The organism is Brevundimonas sp., from assembly GCF_047617075.1.
Classification (GTDB): Bacteria; Pseudomonadota; Alphaproteobacteria; order Caulobacterales; family Caulobacteraceae; genus Brevundimonas.
Genome location: NZ_JBLGCI010000003.1, coordinates 198,224 through 212,933, shown reverse-complemented (window position 1 = coordinate 212,933; position 14,710 = coordinate 198,224). Strand labels below are relative to the sequence as shown.

The window sequence follows — 14,710 nt, the reverse complement described above, 5'->3', positions numbered from 1 at the left end:
TTTACCTTAGTGTCGGGGGCGCTTGATGCGGTCCAGCACCAGCCGGTAGCCCTGATGGGGCATTTCCTTGAGGAAGCGGGCCACCCGCACCACGGTGGTGGGGCTGGCGTGGGCCTGCTCCGCGATCTCGCGATAGGACTTGCCGCCCGCGTCCAGCAGGCGGGCCACCTCCCACCGCTCGGCGAAGGCGCGGATTTCGGACGGCGTGCACAGGTCCGAGAGGAAGGCGTCCACCTCCTCGCGGGTGCGCAAGCTCAGGATCGCGTCGAAAAGCGCGGTCCGGGCGTCTTGGTCCGTGGGGATGTCCTGATAGGCCATGCGCGTTCCACTACGCTGTTACAGTGGTACGCGCAAGCGCCTTATTGTCGCGCCCGCACGGCGGTGGCGGGAAAGTCGCTGAACACGCCGTCCACGCCCGCTTCATAGAGCGCGCGAGCCCAGCCTTGCAGGTCGCCGTGGGCGGCCGGGGCGTCCCCACGCTGATACCTGGGCGGCAGGAAATGGTTCTCGGCGCGCAGGGTCCAGACGTGGACCTGCAGGCCCGCCGCATGGGCGTTGGCGACCACGCCGCTGGGGGCCCCGCAGTCGTGGGCGATGACCAGCCCGCTCTCCAGACCCAGGATGTGAGCGTAGGTCGCGATCTCGGCCAGGCCCTCGGGGCTGAGCATGGCGCCGGGCGTCAGGTCGGGGCGGTCCCATGGGCCTGAACCGGCGGCGATCAGCTGCACCAGCGGCGCGTCAATGCGGGCGCTCAGGCGGCGCAGGGGAGCCACCTCGAAACACTGGACCACCAGCGGGGCGTCCGGCCCGGCCCAGCCCTCGGCCTCCAGCACCGCGACGAAGGCGTCTTCCAGGGGCAGGCCGATGGCGGCGAAATACGCCGGATGCTTCAGCTCCGGCATCACCCCGATGGGGCGGCGAGTGCGCGTGGAGGCGTCCCGGGCGATGGCGAGCACCTCGGCGAAGGTCAGGATCGGCTCGGCGCCGTCGAAGGCGGTGTTGGCCGGGCGCAGCTCAGGCAACCGCTCGCGGGCGCGCAGGGTCTTCAGTTCGGCGAGGGTGAAGTCCTCGGTGAACCAGCCCGCCGCCTCGGCCCCGTCGATGGTCTTCGTGGTGCGGCGGTCGGCGAACTCGGCGCGACCGGCCACGTCGGTGGTCGCGCCGATCTCGTTCTCATGGCGAGCGACCAGATGGCCGTCGCGGGTCATGACCAGATCCGGTTCGATGACGTCCGCGCCCTGGTCTATGGCCAGCGCATAGGCCGCGCGGGTGTGCTCGGGCCGCTCGCCCGACGCGCCGCGATGGGCGATGACCAGCGGGTGAGGAAAGGCGGACAGCGACAGGGCGGCCTCCTGCAAACGACATGCGAGCAGCATGAAGCGGAATGCCGCCCCCGCTCAAGCAGCGAGGCCCCGCGGGCCGAGCGTTAGCGCCCTAAAAAGCCGCCTGACCGGTGATGGCGCGGCCCAGGATCAGGGCGTGGACGTCGTGGGCGCCTTCGTAGGTGTTGACGGTCTCCAGGTTCATGGCGTGGCGCATGACGTGCATCTCGCCGGTGATGCCGGCGCCGCCGTGCATGTCGCGGGCCTCGCGGGCGACGGCCAGGGCCTTGCCGCAGTTGTTGCGCTTCATCATGGAAATAGCCTCGGGGACCCACGCCCCCTGATCCAGCAGCCGGCCCAGCGCCAGGGCGCCTTCCAGCCCCAGGAAGATTTCGGTCTGCATGTCGGCCAGCTTCTTCTGCACCAGCTGGCGCGACGACAGCGGCCGTCCGAACAGCATGCGCTCGGCGGTGTAGTCCCGCGCGGCGTGGAAGCAGAACTCCGCCGCCCCCATGGCGCCCCACGCGATGCCGTAGCGCGCCTTGTTCAGACAGCTGAACGGTCCGCGCAGGCCCTTCACGCCCGGCAGAATGTTGGCCTCGGGCACGAACACGTCGTTCAGGCCGATATCGCCGGTGACCGAGGCGCGCAGGGACAGCTTGTCGCCGATCTTGTCGGTGGTGAAGCCGTCGAAGTCGCGCTCGACGATGAAGCCCCGGATCACGTCATCCAGCTTGGCCCAGACCACCGCCAGATCGCTGATGGGGCTGTTGGTGATCCAGTATTTGGCGCCGTTCAGGCGGTAGCCGCCGTCCACCGCCACGGCCTTGGTCTTCATGGACGCCGGGTCCGACCCGCCGTCCGCCTCGGTCAGGCCGAAGCAGCCGATCAGTTCGCCCGCCGCCATCTTGGGCAGGAACTTCGCCTTCTGCGCGTCCGAGCCGAACGCATAGATGGGGTACATGGCCAGCGAGCTCTGCACGCTCATGGCCGAGCGATAGCCCGAATCCACCGCCTCGATCTCGCGGGCGATCAGGCCATAGGCCACGTGGGAGGCTTCGGAGCCGCCGTACTGCTCGGGCAGCATGGCGCCCAGAAAGCCCATCTCGCCCATCTCGGTCATGATGGCCCGGTCGAAGGTCTCGTCGCGGAAAGCGGCGACCACACGGGGCAGCAGGGCCTCGCGCGCATAGGACCGCGCGGCGTCGCGGATCATCCGCTCGTCGTCGGTCAGACGGCCCTCCAGATCCAGCGGGTCTTCCCAGCGAAAGGTCTTGGCGAGCTTGGCGTCGGACATGGTCGTGGTCTTTTCTTCTGGGCCGATTACGCTTCGGCCTGTTTCCTGATTGTGTCGGCCGCTTTAGAATAGATCGGGTTCCACGGGTAGGGGTGAGGATCGCCACAGCATGACGACACCGTTCCATCGATTGTTCCTGAACCACCCGCGCGAGGTGGAGGAATCCTATCTGGAGCACCTGGGCGCGGCGTCGTCCTTCGGCTTCCGCCTGCTGGGCGCGGCGGGATTCGCCTTCCTCCACGCCCTCGTTCCGGGCGTCGCCAAGACCGCCGCCTCGGACCGAATCAAGGATATGGCCGACGAACTCACCGGCCGCGCCCGCATGGCCCGCGAGACCCGCATGCGCGAAGCTGGGGCGATCGATCCGGGGCTTTGAGAGAATGCGGAGGAACACGCTTCTCATCAGCCTGGCGGTTATGCTTTCTGGGCTTCTGGTCGCCGCAGGGACCGTCGCGTGGGTCAACCACCCGTCCTATGGGCTCAGCCTGATCAGCCCCGTTTCTCTGATCCTCAGCTACCTCGGATTCTATGGAGGCGGGCTGGCGGCGATCGTGGGCGCGGGGTTTGCCGGGCGGGAGCTCCTGCGCCGCTAGACCGTCCCCCTTACAGCCACCCCGCCACCGTTTCCCGCGCCCGCATCTCGTCATAGGTCGGGCGGGCCCGCACCACGGCCCAGCGGTCGCCGTCCACCAGAACCTCGGGGACCAGCGGGCGGCTGTTGTACTCATTGGCCATGGTCGCCCCATAGGCGCCGGCAGTCATGAAGGCGGCCAGGTCGCCGGCCTCCAGCGGCGGCAGGACCCGGTCCCGGGCGAAGGTGTCCCCCGTCTCGCACACCGGTCCCACCACGTCGTACGGACCAGCCGTCCCCTCACGCGGCCGCACCGGACGGATGTCATGGAAGGCGTCGTACAGGGCCGGGCGCATCAGGTCGTTCATGGCCGAGTCCAGCACCAGAAACCGCCTCCCGTCCGGCCGCTGGTTCACATGGATGACCCGGGTCAGCAGCACCCCGGCGTTGGCCGCGATCATGCGCCCCGGCTCGAAGGCCAGCTGCACATCCAGCCCGCGCACGGCCTCGGCCGCCACGGCGGCGTAGTCCACGGGGTCCGCCTCGCCCGGCCGGTCGAAATAGGGCACGCCCAGCCCGCCGCCGAAATCCAGCCGGTGCACCTCGAAGCCCTGGCCGCGCAGGTCTAGGGTCATCTGGCGCAGCACCGCGAACGCGGCCTTCAGCGGGCTCAGCTCGGTGATCTGGCTGCCGATGTGACAGGCCAGGCCCACGGGCCGCACATGATCCGAGGCGGCGGCGCGGGCGTACAGGGCCATGACCTCCTCAACCGGCGCGCCGAATTTGTCGCGGGCGCCGCCGGTGGTGATCTTGGCGTGGGCGCCCGATCCCACGCTGGGGTTCACGCGGAACACGATGTCCGGCCGCGCGCCCAGCCCGGCGGCCACGGCGATCAGCCGGTCCAGCTCGGCGGCGGACTCCACATTGATTTCCAGCACCCCGGCCTGAATGGCGAAGGCCAGCTCCGCGTCGGTCTTGCCCACGCCGGAGAACACGATCTTGTCCGGCGGGATCCCGGCCGCCAGCGCCCGGCGGATCTCGCCCTCGGACACCGTGTCGGCGCCCAGTCCTTCGCCCGCCAGCACCTTGAGCACCGACAGGTTGGAATTGGCTTTCACCGCAAAGGCGATCAGGGCGTCCTTCGTTTCCGCCTGACCGTCCAGCGCGCCGCGCAGCACGCGGGCGTGCCGCCGCAGGGTGGCGGCGGAATAGACATAGGCGGGCGTGACGACCTCGACCGCGATGGCCTCCAGCGACACGTCCTCGGCGTGCATCACGCCGTCCTTGAGTTCGAAATGGTTCACGGTCGGGGAGGACCCTTGGAAAGCTTACTGGGGCTCGCGCCCGGCCGCCGTGCCGCCGATGGGATTGCTGGGGCCGCCTTCGATGGCCTGCTGGCTGGACGGGCGGTTGATGGTGGCCGGCTCCGGCAGACCCGGCGCGCGGGCGGAGCGCGGCGCCCGCTCGGTCTCGCGATACGGCGATTCCAGTTCTCCCATGCGGCCACAGCCCGACAGGACCACGGCGGCTCCGGCGAGGATAAGGACGGTTCTCATGACAGGCGTTCCTTCCATTCGGCGATGCGCGCCCGGACCTGTTCCGGCGCCGTCCCCCCGAAGCTTTGACGACTGGCGCATGAAGCCTCAGGCGTCAGCACCTTGTAAACATCGGCGGTGATCCCCGCCTCCAGCTTTTGCAGCTCTTCCAGCGGCAAATCCGCCAGATCGACGCCCAGCGCCTCGGCCTGTTTCACGGCCGCACCGGTCACATGGTGGGCCCTGCGGAACGGCAGGTTCAGCTCGCGCACCAGCCAGTCGGCCAGGTCGGTGGCGGTGGAGAAGCCATATCCCGCCGCCTCGGCCATGCGGGCTGTGTCCGGCTTGAGCGCCGCGACCATGGCGGTCATGGCGCCGACCGCCAGATCCAGGGCGTCGAACGCCTCGAAAACCGGCGGCTTGTCCTCCTGCATGTCCTTTGAATAGGCCAGCGGCAGGCCCTTCATGACGGTGGACAGGGCGATGAAGGCGCCCATGACCCGCCCCGTCTTGGCCCGCACCAGCTCGGCCGCATCCGGGTTGCGCTTCTGCGGCATGATGGACGAGCCGGTGGTCAGGTCGTCGGGTAGCGTGACGAAGCCGAACTGCGGCGTCATCCACACCACGATCTCCTCGGCCAGGCGGGACAGGTGCCCGGCGCAGATGCTGGCCGCCGCGATGACCTCCAGAGCGAAGTCCCGCGCCGACACCGCGTCCAGCGAATTGCGCATGGGCCCGTCGAAGCCCAGCGCCTTCGCCGTCGCATGGCGATCAATCGGGAACGGCGATCCGGCCAGGGCCGCGGCGCCCAGCGGATTTTCGTTGAGGCGGGCGCGGGCGTCGGTGAACCGCCCCACATCCCGGCCGATCATCTCCACATAGGCCATCAGATGGTGGCCGAAGGTCACCGGCTGGGCGGGCTGCAAGTGCGTGAAGCCGGGCATCAGGTCGCCCGCATGGGCCTCCGCCCGGGCCAGCAGGGCGCGTTGCAGGCCCGTCAGCTGTTCGATGGTCCGGTCGCAGGCCGCGCGGGTCCACAGGCGGAAGTCGGTGGCCACCTGATCGTTGCGCGACCGGGCGGTGTGAAGGCGTCCGGACGGCTCGCCGATCAGCTCGGACAGGCGCGCCTCCACATTCATGTGGATGTCTTCATAGGCGTCGCGGAAGGGGAAGGTCCCGGCCTCGATCTCGGCCTGGATCGTGTCCAGTCCGCCCAGGATCGCCTCGGCGTCGGGCCCGGCGATGATCCCCCGGTCCGCCAGCATGCGACAATGGGCCCGCGAGCCCGTCAGGTCCTCGCGCCACAGGCGTTGGTCCACGCCGATGGAGACATTGATGGCCTGCATGATCTCGGCGGGCTTGGCGGAGAAGCGCCCGCCCCATAGACTTTGGCCCTTGGCCTCATCGTTGGGGGGCGTTTCGGGGCGATCGGTCATGGCGGAGAACTCGGGGAAGAAGCGTCTGGTCGTCGGGCTGGTCGCGGCGGCCGTGGTCGTGGCGGGCGTCGCAGGGGGTCTATACGCCATGCGAAGCGGCGCTTTCCAAGGGAATGAGGCCGCATCCGGCGAGAAAAGCGAGCTGGCCCGCTATGCGCGCGGGGGCCTGACCGCGCTGGAGACCCCCGCCGAGCTGGCCGTCGCCCCCGATCAGGTCTTTACCGACAGTGAGGGCGAGGAGGTCACCTTCGCCGACTTCCGGGGCCGTGTGGTGGTGGTGAACCTGTGGGCCATGTGGTGCGCGCCGTGCCGCACCGAGATGCCGACCCTGGCCGCGCTTCAGCAAGGCTACCCCGAAGACCAGATGCTGGTGCTGCCGGTCAATGTGGACACGGGCGAGGAGGCGGTAGCCGATGCGATCGGCTTCCTGGACGTGCACGAGCCGCTGCCCTTCTATTCGGACCGCAGTTTCCGCCTGCCCTTCGTTTTCCCCGGCGCCGGGAAGATGCCCCAGACCATCCTGCTGGACCGTCAGGGCCGGGTCCGCGCCTGGATGGCGGGCGAGGCCGACTGGAACAGCGCCGAGACGCGCGCCCTCGTGGACGCCCTGCTGGCCGAAGAGGCCTGATCGGCTTGATGCCAGACTCGGGGAACACAGCAGAGCCGACCAAGAAGAATTTCCTTGTCGTCTATGATTACGAGACGGGCGGAGTTTGGGGTCTCGTCTCGGCACGATCCAAACAGGAGATCCAGACTAGGTATGGAAACCTAGCCGTTGTGGAGGCGGTTCCTGCCTGGATTTCGGACGATCAGTATCGTCGAATCGTCAGCACCTCTTCTTGGGACATTGACGATCCCTCTCCACCTGACTGGGTAATCGTTCGTTCAGCGGACAACGAGCCGGACGCTGGCTAACACCGCGTACGGCGCCGTTGGCCAGCATCCAGATCACCGCTTTTCTGAGGGTGAGCCAAGCCGTGCACGGCTTCGCCGCCCTCAGAGTCCCGAAAGGCTCAGTTCGATGCGCGAGGCCTGGGCCTGCAGCTCGCCCGGCGCCGTGGCTTCGCCCGGGTCGGTCGGGGCGGTGACGCTGGGCCAGTTGGCCACGAACGCGTCGATGTCCTCGCGGGCCGGACGCAGGGCGCCGTCGCGGGCCGCCACCTGCTGGGCCGCCAGGGCCGCGCCGTAGGAGTGCTGCCACTCGATCGGATCCACCCCGTCGTCGGTCACCACCAGGGCGTAGAGTCCGGTGGAGACATTGAGCAGGCCTGTCACCACGTCGGCGGCGTTTCCGCCCGCCTGACGCGCGGCGCGGTCCAGTTCGGTGATGGCGGCGTTCAGGGCGCCGGCCGATCCGCTCTCGGCGGCGCGGCGAAGCACGTCTTCATCCACGCCCGCAGCGTCGTAATCGGCCTTGGCCGGATCATAGACTTCCAGCATGCCCTGACCGGCCAGGGCGGCGGCGGACGCCTCGCCCTCCACCGGGCTGGCGGCCTGGGCCACCAGGAAGAAGCCCTTCAGGTGTTGCAGGCGCAGGGCCAGCAGGCTTTCGGCCGGGACGGCGCCGTAAGCGCTCGCGGCGCCCGCTTCGCCGCCTTCACCCTCGCCTTCACCGGCCGCGCTGGCGGGCGGAGCGGCAGGCTGGGCCGGCGCCTCTGCGCCCTGATCCGAACAGGCGGCGACGCCCGCGAGCAGCAGGGCGGAACCGGCGGCGGTCCACATACGAGGGCGGAAAAGACGGGTGTCGGACATGAAAAGGCGCTCCGGTCTGTAAAGGTCGCGGGACCATAGACCGGAGCGCCAGAGATGCAAATGGTTCGCAGATGCGAAGCCGAAGTTTACTCGACCCGCTCGCCCGTTTCCGGGTTCACAGCGCCGTCGCGGCCTTCGGCGGCGGCTTCGCGCTGGTTCTCCTCCAGCTCCTCGGCGGCGTCGCCCGCAAGGTTCTCGACCCCGCGCGCCGCTTCCATGGCGCCCGATTCAATGCGCTCGCCCAATTCGGCGGCGCCTTCCTCGATTTGCTGGCCCGCTTCGGCGGCGTCCTGCTCAGCTTGCGCCTGCTCGGCGTCCGTACACGCGACGGCCCCCAGCGACAGGGCGGCGACGGCGGCCATGGCCAACCAGGGTTTGTTGCGAACGATCATGGGCGTGCCCTCCTCGAATAAATCCAGTCGAAGGAACGCCCAAGCTGGGCCGGGGTTGCGATCAGCCCCTGCCGCCACGCTCGCCGCGTTCCCCACGCTCGCCTCTTTCGCCCCGCTCGCCGCGCTCGCCCCGTTCCCCGCGTTCGCCTCTTTCCCCGCGCTCGCCCCGGTCTCCGTGTTCGCCCCGCCCCCGTTCGCCGCGCTCTCCGCGCTCCCCATGGTAGCCGCCGCCGTAATAGCCGCCCGGATAGGGATTGCCGTAATAGCCGTCGGTGGCGCAGGCGCTCAGTCCGGCGCCGGCCACGACGGCGACGCCCAGGGTCTTCCATGTCTTTGGACGGAAGGTGCTCATGATTGTTCCTTTCCAGTTCCCCTGTCGAAGCGGTAACGAGACTGAACGCGCATCGGCTGCAAGGAAAGGCGCCTGAACATGATCGTGTTGTCCGACGTCCTCTCCCCTGATGATCTGGAGCGTGTGCGCACCGGCCTGGACAAGGCCCCGTTCCGCGACGGCAAGGCCACGGCGGGCTCTGCGGCGCGCAAGGTCAAGGACAACCTGCAGGCGCGGGGCGATGATGCGACGGTTCAGGCCCTGGCCCGCTTTGTCCGCGATGCGCTGGAGCGGCACCCGGTGTTCCACCCGCTGGTGCGTCCGGCCCGGTGGTCGAACCTGATTTTTTCCCGCTATTCCGGCGGCCAGCAGTACGGCCTGCATACCGACGACGCGGCCATGCGCGGCGAGGACGGCGAGCGGATGCGCACGGACCTCAGCTTCACCCTGTTCCTGTCCGATCCCGAAACCTACGAGGGCGGCGCCCTGTTGCTGGACGATCTGGACGGGGAGCGCGAGTTCCGACTCGCCGCCGGGTCGGCGGTGATCTATCAGACCGGCCGCCTGCACCGCGTGACGCCTGTCACATCCGGCGAACGCACCGCCGCCGTGGGCTGGATCCAGTCGCTGGTCCGCCGTCAGGATCAGCGGGAGATTCTGTTCGATCTGGAGCGTGTTCGCTGGTCCACGCCCGAGGGCGAGGCCCGCCTGCTGGCCGACAAGACCATCGGCAACCTGCTGCGGATGTGGGCGGAAACCTGACTAGGGCCGGGTGAACCCTGGCGGCGTGCCTGTTTCCACGTGCCGCGGATGGTACATGTCCATGATCAGGGTCGCCGGCTCTGCGCCTGCACAGCGGACCTCGTATCCATCGATGATCGAACCGTAGATGCCCGGCCCGAAACTGCCCGTCCGTCGGTAGGCCGGCGCCGTTCCGTCGGCGCAGCGCAGGCTGTCCAGATAGGCGCGCTGACCCTCAGGCATGTTCACCCGGATCGGGTTCTCCAGACTTCCCAGAGGATGCCGCGACGCTTCAAGAGCCCGCTCTTCGAGCGCTGCTCCAGAGACTTGCCCACCCCCGATCAGCGCGGCGAACGACTCGGCCATCTGCTGATCGGTTGCGGAGGGCGAGGCGGCGCAGCCCGCCGCAGTAAACGCCAGAGCCGCCGCCAGAATCCATGATCGCATGTGATGGTCCCCCTTGATCCCCAGATGACCGGGGCCGCGAAAGAAAGGCAAGGGGGAACACTCTGGAGTGGTGGCTGGGGGCGGGATCGAACCGCCGACCTATGGGTTATGAATCCATCGCTCTAACCACCTGAGCTACCCAGCCGCCGGAGACGCCCGGAGCCGGGCGCGTGGTCAAGAGAGACGCGCCTATATAGGGCCTGTCATTCCTGTTCAAGACCGCCCGCACGATCCGTGCGCCGACCGGTTCAGGCGGCTGCGCGCCACTGGCGCGAGGGCTGGGCCGGACGGAAGGTTTCGGCCTTGAATTCGTCCCACAGGGCGTCCTCGTCCGTATAGCGTCCGGCGGCGGCGTCGATCACGTCCACCACCTGTTCTTCCAGCCGGTCCCAGATCACCGCCAGGTCGCCGCAGCCCTCGGCCTCGCAGGGCACGATCAGGTAGCGGGCGTCGTTGACGGCGCGGGCGGGAGCGTAGCGGGCGGCGATGTGGCTGGCCATGACGATGGTCCTTCGGAAATCTCTGCGGCGTCTTGCCGATGAGAGCACCCTATGACAGTGTTGCGTCAAAATCGGACGTAGATGAAATGCGACACGACAAGGCCGCCGTGGTCATCGAACTGGCCCGCCGCATGGCCGGCAGCGCCGAGGGCCTGACCCTGGACGACATGGCCCGCGATCTGGACGTGGGCCGCCGCACCGCCGAGCGCCTGCGCGATGCGGTGCTGATGCTGTTCCCCGGCGCCGAGGAGGTGTCGGACCCGCCCACCAAGCGCTGGCGCATTCGCGGCGGGCTGTCGGCATTCGAACAGGCGCCCACCACCACCGAGCTGGTGGAGCTGAACCGCGCCGCCCTGGCTCTGCGCCGGGCCGACGAGCCCGCGCGGGCCGCCGCCCTCGAAAGCCTTGAGCGCAAGATCAAGTCGGCGGTGCGCTCCACCACCCTGAACCGGCTGGCGCCCGATCTGGAGGCGCTGGTGCGGGCCGAGACCATCGCGGTGCAGGCCGGGCCGCGCCCCACGGCGGACGAGGCCATGCTGGCGGCCATCCGGGGCGCGGTGCTGGCGGAGCGGGCGCTGGGCTTCATCTACAGCCGGCCCGGCGCCGAGGCCCGCCGCCGCACCGTGGCGCCCTGCGGCCTGATGTTCGGCCGCGCCAACTATCTTGTGGCCGCCGACCTGACGACGCAGAAGATCCAGACCTTTCGCCTGGACCGCATGAGCGCGGTGGAGGCGCTGGAGCAGACCGCCCGTCCGCCCGAGGGCTTCGACCTGGCCGCCTTCGCCAACCGCTCGTTCGGCATCTATCAGGACGATGTGGAGGACGTGGCCCTGCACGTGACCGCCGAGGGCGCGGGGGAGGCGCGGGCTTGGCGCTGGCATCCGACCCAGACGCTTGAGGATCAGCCCGACGGCTCGGTCATCGTGCGCTTCACCGCCAGCGGCATGCGCGAACTGGCCTGGCACCTGTTCACCTGGGGCGAGCGGGTCCGCATCCTCGCGCCCGACCGGCTGAAGGCCGTGATGGCCGACGAGTTGGCTGCGGCGATGCGCGCGCATGGAACGCCTTGAGATCGCCCTCATGACGGGGTGAAACGGAACGGGAACGGATGTAAGAGACTCCGTCATCCTCGGGCTTGTCCCGAGGACCCACTCATCCGTCGCTCGCTGGTGGAAGGACCGCCCCATACCGCCCCGCGCCGCAATTTCCGCGAAAGCCGCCGCCATGGGTCTTCGGGACACGCCCGAGGATGACGGACAGGGTTTGCCGCCCCGTTTCGCCGACTGGTTCGCCGGGCGGGGCTGGAGCGTGCGCGATCACCAGCTGGCCATGGTGGCCAAGGGGCGTGAGGACGCCGACGTGCTGCTGGTTGCGCCCACCGGCGGCGGCAAGACCCTGGCCGGGTTCCTGCCCAGCCTGATCGACCTGACCGAGCGCGGGCCTCGCAACGGGCCGAAGAGCGTCCACACCCTCTACATCTCGCCGCTGAAGGCGCTGGCGGTGGACGTGGAGCGCAATCTGATGACGCCGGTGCGCGAGATGAACCTGCCTATCGTGGTGGAGTCCCGCACAGGCGACACGGGCCAGGCGCGCAAGCAGCGTCAGCGGATCACCCCGCCCGACATCCTGCTGACCACCCCGGAGCAGCTGGCCCTGTTCTGCGCCTGGGAGGGCGCGCGGGGCTATTTCGAGGACCTGCGCTGCGTGGTGGTGGACGAGATCCACGCCATCCACAGCTCCAAGCGCGGCGACCTGCTGTCGCTGGGGCTGGCCAGGCTGCGGCAGTTCGCGCCCCACGCGCGGTTTGTGGGCCTGTCGGCGACCGTGGATGATCCCGCAGCCGTGCGGCGCTGGCTGTCGGACCGGGGCGACGATCTGGTGCTGGGCCGTCCCGGCGCGCCGCCGGTGATGGAGGTGCTGCTGTCCGAAAATCGGGTGCCCTGGGCCGGCCACACCGCCCAGCACGCCATGGACGAGGTCTATGAGACCATCAAGACGGCGACCACCACCCTGATCTTCGTCAACACCCGCTGGCAGGCCGAGTTCGCCTTTCAGGAGCTGTGGCGGCTGAACGAGGACGGTCTGGCCATCGCCCTGCACCACGGCAGCCTGTCGGCCGAACAGCGCCGCAAGGTGGAGGCCATGATGGCCCGCGGCGAACTGCGGGCCGTGGTCTGCACCTCGACGCTGGATCTGGGCATCGACTGGGGGGCGGTGGATCTGGTCATCCAGCTGGCGGCGCCCAAGGGGTCGTCGCGGCTTGTCCAGCGCATCGGCCGGGCCAACCACCGGCTGGACGAGGCGTCGCGCGCCATACTCGTGCCCGCCAGCCGCTTCGAGATGCTGGAGTGTCAGGCCGCCGTGGAGGCGGTGGCGGAAAACGCCCTCGACGGCGAGCCCATCCGCGTCGGCGCGCTGGACGTGCTGGCCCAGCACGTCATGGGCTGCGCCTGTTCCGAGCCCTTCGACCTGCAGGTCCTCTACGACGAGGTGCGCCGCGCCGCCCCCTATGCTGAGCTGTCGTGGGAGGACTGGGAGCGGGTGGTGGATTTCGTCTCCACCGGCGGCTACGCCCTGAAATCCTACGACCGCTTCCGCCGCATCGTGCGGGGGCAGGATGGATTATGGCGCGTGCGCAACGAGGAGACCGCGCGCCGCCACCGCATGAACGTGGGCGCCATCATCACGGCCCAGACCCTGTCCCTGCGCCTGCCCGGCCGCCACGGCTCGGGCAAGAAGATCGGCGAGGCCGAGGAATGGTTCTTCGAACAGATGACGCCGGGCGACACCTTCGTCTTCGGCGGCGAAATCTGGCGCTTCATGGGCATAGAGGGGACAAGCGCCATCGTCACACGCGCGGCGGACAAGGAGCCCAAGGTGCCCAGTTGGGGCATGTCGAAGTTTCCGCTGTCCACCTTTCTCGCCAGCCGGGTGCGGCGGATGATGAGCGATCCGTCGTCCTGGGCCGTCCTGCCCGCCGACGTGCAGGAGTGGCTTCAGGCCCAGCGCGACCATTCCAGTCTGCCGGGCATCGACGACCTGCTGATCGAGACCTTCGCGCGGGGCAACCGCTGCTTCATGGTGGCCTATCCGTTCGAGGGGCGCATCGCCCACGCGACGCTGGCAATGCTGCTGACCCGGCGGCTGGACCGTGCGGGGGTCGGCCCCATCGGCTATGTGGCCAATGACTACATGCTGGCCATCTGGTCGGTGAAGCCCATGGACGGCCTGGATTTCGACGCCCTCTTCGAACAGGACATGCTGGGCGACGATCTGGAAACCTGGCTGGACGAGAGCTTCATGATGAAGCGCACCTTCAAGGACTGCGCCCTGATCGCCGGGCTGATCGAGCGGCGCATGCCGGGCCATGAGAAGAACAGCCGCCAGGTGACGTTCTCGGCGGACCTGATCTACGACACCCTGCGCCGCCACGATCCCGACCACCTGCTGCTGCGGTGCGCGCGGGCGGACGCGGCGCGGGGCCTGCTGGACGTGGCGCGGCTGGGCGAGCTGCTGGCCCGCATCCGGGGCCGCATCCGGGTCCAGCGGCTGGAGCGGGTCTCGCCCTTCGCCGTGCCCGCCATGATGGAGATCGGCCGCGAGCGCGCGCCCGGCTCCTCCGCCGCCGAGATGATGCTGGAGCAGGCCGCCCTGATCGAGGAGGCCATGGCGTGACGGCGTGGCGGGTTCAGCAGCGCGACTGCGGCTCGGCGGTCATGGCCGTCAACGACGCCGAGGTGGTGATGCGCCCCTCCGGCGCCCTGTGGCTGGAGGGGGAGCGGGCGCTGGTGGTCGCGGACCTGCACCTTGAAAAGGGCTCGGCCTACGCCGCGCGGGGTCAGATGCTGCCCCCCTATGACACCCGCGAAACTCTGGACCGGCTGCAGGCCGAGATCGAGGCGCTGGACCCGCGCGTGACCGTGCTTCTGGGCGACACCCTGCACGACGGCTCGGCGACCACGCGCATCGCGCCGGATGATCGCGAGCGCATCGCCGCCCTGGCCCGGCGCACCACCCTGCTGTGGATCACCGGCAACCACGACCCGGACGGTTCAGGCGACCTGGCGGGCGAGACGGCGGTCGAGATCGGCCTGTCCAAACTGGTCCTGCGCCACGAACCCAGCCCCGGCCCCGCGCCCGGGGAGGCGGCGGGGCACCTGCACCCCTGCGCGCGGGTGAAGGGGGCGGCCGGGTCGGTGCGGCGGCGGTGTTTCGTCACCGACGGCGAGCGTCTGATCCTGCCCGCCTTCGGCGCCTACGCCGGGGGCCTGAACGTGCGCGATACGGCCTTCGCCGGCCTGTTCGCCCGTCCGCCGCTGGCGGTGGCCCTGGGCAAGAAGGCCCATGCGGTGCGATGGGGGATGCTGGCAGGCGATTGAGAGCGGC

General features: G+C 69.3%; 17 protein-coding genes and 1 tRNA gene. 6 read left to right on the top strand and 12 right to left on the bottom strand.

Going from position 1 to position 14,710, the window contains the following annotated elements; genetic code table 11:
* Positions 1–6: 6 nt before the first annotated feature.
* Genes ACI8U3_RS04605 through ACI8U3_RS04595 form a run of 3 tightly spaced genes read right to left on the bottom strand, consistent with a single transcriptional unit; the run spans position 7 to position 2,619 of the window.
* On the bottom strand, positions 7–318 hold the full coding sequence (locus ACI8U3_RS04605; RefSeq protein WP_415013691.1) for a YerC/YecD family TrpR-related protein: 312 nt from the start codon (positions 316–318) through the stop codon (positions 7–9).
* Between the two features lie 41 nt (positions 319–359).
* A complete protein-coding gene (locus tag ACI8U3_RS04600) occupies positions 360–1,376 on the bottom strand; it encodes a glycerophosphodiester phosphodiesterase (protein WP_415013690.1) in 1,017 nt (338 codons plus the stop codon).
* 58 nt (positions 1,377–1,434) lie between these two features.
* Positions 1,435–2,619 (bottom strand): acyl-CoA dehydrogenase, encoded by a 1,185-nt coding sequence (locus ACI8U3_RS04595; RefSeq protein ID WP_415013689.1) that lies wholly within the window; start codon positions 2,617–2,619, stop codon positions 1,435–1,437.
* A gap of 109 nt (positions 2,620–2,728) precedes the next feature.
* On the opposite strand from ACI8U3_RS04595, the gene ACI8U3_RS04590 reads away from it, so the two are divergent.
* Complete coding sequence (locus ACI8U3_RS04590) at positions 2,729–2,995, top strand: DUF6356 family protein (protein ID WP_021697522.1); 267 nt, start codon at positions 2,729–2,731, stop codon at positions 2,993–2,995.
* A 227-nt stretch (positions 2,996–3,222) separates the two neighbouring features.
* Here the strand turns inward: ACI8U3_RS04590 and lysA are convergent, their stop codons facing one another.
* The 3 genes from lysA to argH are packed head-to-tail and all read right to left on the bottom strand — an operon-like array spanning position 3,223 to position 6,161.
* Entirely contained in the window at positions 3,223–4,494 is a 1,272-nt protein-coding gene (gene lysA / locus ACI8U3_RS04585; protein WP_415013688.1) for a diaminopimelate decarboxylase, read from the bottom strand.
* A 24-nt stretch (positions 4,495–4,518) separates the two neighbouring features.
* On the bottom strand, positions 4,519–4,746 hold the full coding sequence (locus ACI8U3_RS04580) for a hypothetical protein (protein WP_415013687.1): 228 nt from the start codon (positions 4,744–4,746) through the stop codon (positions 4,519–4,521).
* Positions 4,743–6,161, bottom strand: coding sequence for an argininosuccinate lyase (gene argH / locus ACI8U3_RS04575; protein ID WP_415013686.1), 1,419 nt, complete (start codon positions 6,159–6,161; stop codon positions 4,743–4,745). The genes ACI8U3_RS04580 and argH overlap by 4 nt, the downstream gene beginning before the upstream one ends.
* On the opposite strand from argH, the gene ACI8U3_RS04570 reads away from it, so the two are divergent.
* Complete coding sequence (locus ACI8U3_RS04570) at positions 6,160–6,789, top strand: TlpA family protein disulfide reductase (RefSeq protein ID WP_415013685.1); 630 nt, start codon at positions 6,160–6,162, stop codon at positions 6,787–6,789. The genes argH and ACI8U3_RS04570 overlap by 2 nt on opposite strands.
* 368 nt (positions 6,790–7,157) lie before the next feature.
* Here the strand turns inward: ACI8U3_RS04570 and ACI8U3_RS04565 are convergent, their stop codons facing one another.
* The 3 genes from ACI8U3_RS04565 to ACI8U3_RS04555 form a co-directional block, all read right to left on the bottom strand.
* On the bottom strand, positions 7,158–7,913 hold the full coding sequence (locus ACI8U3_RS04565; RefSeq protein WP_415013684.1) for a hypothetical protein: 756 nt from the start codon (positions 7,911–7,913) through the stop codon (positions 7,158–7,160).
* 86 nt (positions 7,914–7,999) lie between these two features.
* Positions 8,000–8,305, bottom strand: a complete 306-nt coding sequence (locus ACI8U3_RS04560; protein ID WP_415013683.1) for a hypothetical protein — start codon at positions 8,303–8,305, stop codon at positions 8,000–8,002.
* Between the two features lie 61 nt (positions 8,306–8,366).
* Positions 8,367–8,657 carry a hypothetical protein gene (locus ACI8U3_RS04555; protein WP_415013682.1) on the bottom strand — a complete coding sequence of 97 codons (291 nt, stop codon included), beginning with the start codon at positions 8,655–8,657 and terminating at the stop codon, positions 8,367–8,369.
* Positions 8,658–8,735: 78 nt separating this feature from the next.
* Here ACI8U3_RS04555 and ACI8U3_RS04550 point away from each other — a divergent pair, with 78 nt between their 5' ends.
* The gene (locus tag ACI8U3_RS04550) at positions 8,736–9,398 is read left to right on the top strand and encodes a Fe2+-dependent dioxygenase (protein WP_415013681.1); all 663 of its coding nucleotides are present in this window, start codon (positions 8,736–8,738) and stop codon (positions 9,396–9,398) included.
* Here ACI8U3_RS04550 and ACI8U3_RS04545 read toward each other — a convergent pair whose 3' ends face one another.
* The 3 genes from ACI8U3_RS04545 to ACI8U3_RS04535 all read right to left on the bottom strand — a co-directional run bounded on the left by ACI8U3_RS04545 (position 9,399) and on the right by ACI8U3_RS04535 (position 10,324).
* Complete coding sequence (locus ACI8U3_RS04545) at positions 9,399–9,824, bottom strand: hypothetical protein (RefSeq protein ID WP_415013680.1); 426 nt, start codon at positions 9,822–9,824, stop codon at positions 9,399–9,401. It abuts the gene before it with no gap.
* 68 nt (positions 9,825–9,892) lie between these two features.
* A tRNA-Met gene (locus ACI8U3_RS04540) sits at positions 9,893–9,969 on the bottom strand.
* Positions 9,970–10,072: 103 nt separating this feature from the next.
* A complete protein-coding gene (locus tag ACI8U3_RS04535; protein ID WP_415013679.1) occupies positions 10,073–10,324 on the bottom strand; it encodes a hypothetical protein in 252 nt (83 codons plus the stop codon).
* Positions 10,325–10,410: 86 nt separating this feature from the next.
* Here ACI8U3_RS04535 and ACI8U3_RS04530 point away from each other — a divergent pair, with 86 nt between their 5' ends.
* The 3 genes from ACI8U3_RS04530 (at position 10,411) to pdeM (ending at position 14,703) form a co-directional block, all read left to right on the top strand.
* Positions 10,411–11,394 (top strand): helix-turn-helix transcriptional regulator, encoded by a 984-nt coding sequence (locus tag ACI8U3_RS04530; RefSeq protein ID WP_415013678.1) that lies wholly within the window; start codon positions 10,411–10,413, stop codon positions 11,392–11,394.
* Positions 11,395–11,548: 154 nt separating this feature from the next.
* On the top strand, positions 11,549–13,999 hold the full coding sequence (locus tag ACI8U3_RS04525; protein WP_415013677.1) for a ligase-associated DNA damage response DEXH box helicase: 2,451 nt from the start codon (positions 11,549–11,551) through the stop codon (positions 13,997–13,999).
* The gene (gene pdeM / locus ACI8U3_RS04520; RefSeq protein WP_415013676.1) at positions 13,996–14,703 is read left to right on the top strand and encodes a ligase-associated DNA damage response endonuclease PdeM; all 708 of its coding nucleotides are present in this window, start codon (positions 13,996–13,998) and stop codon (positions 14,701–14,703) included. Before ACI8U3_RS04525 ends, pdeM begins: the two co-directional genes overlap by 4 nt.
* The last annotated feature ends 7 nt before the right edge of the window (positions 14,704–14,710 follow it).